The organism is Polynucleobacter sp. 35-46-11, from assembly GCF_002281105.1.
The window spans coordinates 1-1729 of sequence record NZ_NCFJ01000521.1; the positions used below are offsets into that span (position 1 = coordinate 1).

The 1729-nt window shown below is 45.2% G+C and carries 3 protein-coding genes; all 3 read left to right on the plus strand.

Features of this window, described 5'->3' with window-relative positions:
- Window positions 1-287: phosphate ABC transporter ATP-binding protein (locus tag B7Y67_RS17130; RefSeq protein ID WP_367227303.1), on the plus strand; the 287-nt coding region annotated here is incomplete at its 5' end.
- Between the two features lie 12 nt (window positions 288-299).
- Entirely contained in the window at window positions 300-1007 is a 708-nt protein-coding gene (gene phoU / locus B7Y67_RS17135; RefSeq protein WP_215365942.1) for a phosphate signaling complex protein PhoU, read from the plus strand.
- Window positions 1008-1033: 26 nt separating this feature from the next.
- A partial coding sequence (gene phoB, locus B7Y67_RS17140; protein ID WP_293599665.1) for a phosphate regulon transcriptional regulator PhoB occupies window positions 1034-1729 on the plus strand: 696 nt, incomplete at its 3' end.

Here is a 1729-nt window from a genome sequence, read left to right on the forward strand (position 1 = left end):
GTATTGCTCGCGGGGTTGCGGTAAAGCCTTCCGTGATTCTGTTGGATGAACCAACTTCAGCCTTAGACCCGATTTCCACTGGAAAAATTGAAGAGCTCATTAATGAGCTGAAGCATGAGTACACGATTGCGATTGTGACCCACAATATGCAGCAAGCAGCCCGTGTATCAGACTACACTGCCTATATGTACCTGGGTAGCTTGATTGAGTACGGTAAAACCGATGAAATCTTTATTAAGCCTAAGCGTAAAGAAACAGAAGATTACATAACCGGACGATTCGGTTAATTGGAGATGAATATGCCAGATAAACACCTTTCCTCACAGTTTGATGCGGATTTAAATTCTCTCTCGAGTAGATTGCTCGAGATGGGTGGACTAGTTGAATCCCAAATTTCTTCTGCCATGCGTGCCTTTACGCAGATGGATATTGACACTTGCAATGTTGTGATCGCTAACGAAAAGATCGTAAATGATCTCGAAATCCAGATCGATATGGCTTGTACTGAATTGATTGCGCGTCGTCAGCCTACTGCTCGAGATTTGCGTTTGGTCATGGCAGTGTCAAAAGCGATTACCAATTTAGAGCGCGCTGGCGATGAAGCGGAGCGTGTTGCTAAAAGAACAAAGCGATTGATTGAATCTGGTGCCGCTCACAATATTAATGTTGCAGAAATTCGTTTATCAGGTCAGATGGCTATTTCATTATTGCGTCGTAGCTTAGACGCATTTGCTCGCTTAGATACTGTTGCAGCGGCTGAAGTAGTGCAGGAAGATCGGCAGATTGATGAAGAGTTCAAAGGCTTTGTTCGTAAGTTAATCACTTACATGATGGAAGATCCTCATACGATTTCTACCGGCTTAGATATGCTGACCATTGCAAAAGCGATTGAGCGTATTGGTGATCATGCTAAAAATATTGCAGAGTTTGTGATCTATATTGCCAAAGGCTCAGATGTGCGTCATATCCCGCATGAAGACTTGGTTCGCGAGGCGAATAAACCGTAACTTTTCATCCTAAAACGGAATTTGCTATGACTCACCGGATATTGATTGTTGAAGATGAGCCTTCTATTGCTGAGCTCATTGCAATTAATTTAAGCCATGCTGGCTTTGAGGTACAAAAAGCGCTTCAAACTGACATTGCTTTCAATATGATGCGCGATGAACTTCCTAATCTGTTGATTTTGGACTGGATGTTGCCAGGTAAATCTGGCGTTCAGTTTGCCCGAGAGCTCAGGGCAAATGAACGAACAAGATCTTTGCCAATCCTGATGCTCACCGCTAAGAGCGAAGAGACTGACAAGGTAATGGGTCTGGATTCAGGGGCGGATGACTACGTTACCAAGCCTTTTTCGCCTAAGGAGTTAGTGGCCCGTGTAAAGGCATTATTGCGCCGTCAGATTCCGCTGGAGGCGGATGGCCCCTTGACTGTTGGCCCGTTGAGGCTAGATCCAGTTTCACATCGTGTTAGCGCAGTCTGGGCAAATGGTGAGCCGCAGACTTTGTCTTTAGGACCCACAGAGTTCCGATTGTTGCAATTTATGATGACAAACCCTGAAAGAGTCCATTCTCGTGAGAACTTGCTCGATAAAGTCTGGGGTAATGAGGTCTATATTGAAGAGCGTACGGTGGATGTTCATATCAAAAGGCTCAGAGCAGCCTTATCCCCCGCAGACTGTGACCGCCTGATTGAGACTGTCCGCGGTAGCGGTTATAGAATCACAAAA